At 53.0% G+C, this 594-nt stretch carries 1 rRNA gene; it reads left to right on the top strand.

Annotated elements, in window-relative coordinates:
- Nucleotides 1-154 precede the first annotated feature (154 nt).
- Nucleotides 155-594 (top strand): 16S ribosomal RNA (locus tag CVH10_RS16970); the annotation flags it as partial.

The following is a 594-nucleotide window of genomic DNA, read 5'->3' on the forward strand; positions in this document are numbered from 1 at the left end:
CCGGAGCTGCTCTTTAACAATCGATCAGATAATTCATGTGGGCGCTTGTCGGGATGTCGGTGACCAGTCACTAGATATCAAGACAAGCGACTCGTCAAAGAGACGTTTGAATCTTGAACCAGGTTTGGTTCCACCTTAGGAACTATCAAGCTTTTAACTGAAGAGTTTGATCATGGCTCAGATTGAACGCTGGCGGCAGGCCTAACACATGCAAGTCGAGCGGAAACGATCCTAGCTTGCTAGGAGGCGTCGAGCGGCGGACGGGTGAGTAATGCATAGGAATCTGCCCGGTAGTGGGGGATAACTTGAGGAAACTCAAGCTAATACCGCATACGCCCCAAGGGGGAAAGCAGGGGATCTTCGGACCTTGCGCTATCGGATGAGCCTATGTCGGATTAGCTAGTTGGTGAGGTAATGGCTCACCAAGGCCGCGATCCGTAGCTGGTCTGAGAGGATGATCAGCCACATCGGGACTGAGACACGGCCCGAACTCCTACGGGAGGCAGCAGTGGGGAATATTGGACAATGGGCGAAAGCCTGATCCAGCCATGCCGCGTGTGTGAAGAAGGCCTTCGGGTTGTAAAGCACTTTCAG

This window comes from Halomonas sp. ND22Bw, from assembly GCF_003011945.1.
Classification (GTDB): Bacteria; Pseudomonadota; Gammaproteobacteria; order Pseudomonadales; family Halomonadaceae; genus Halomonas; species Halomonas halophila.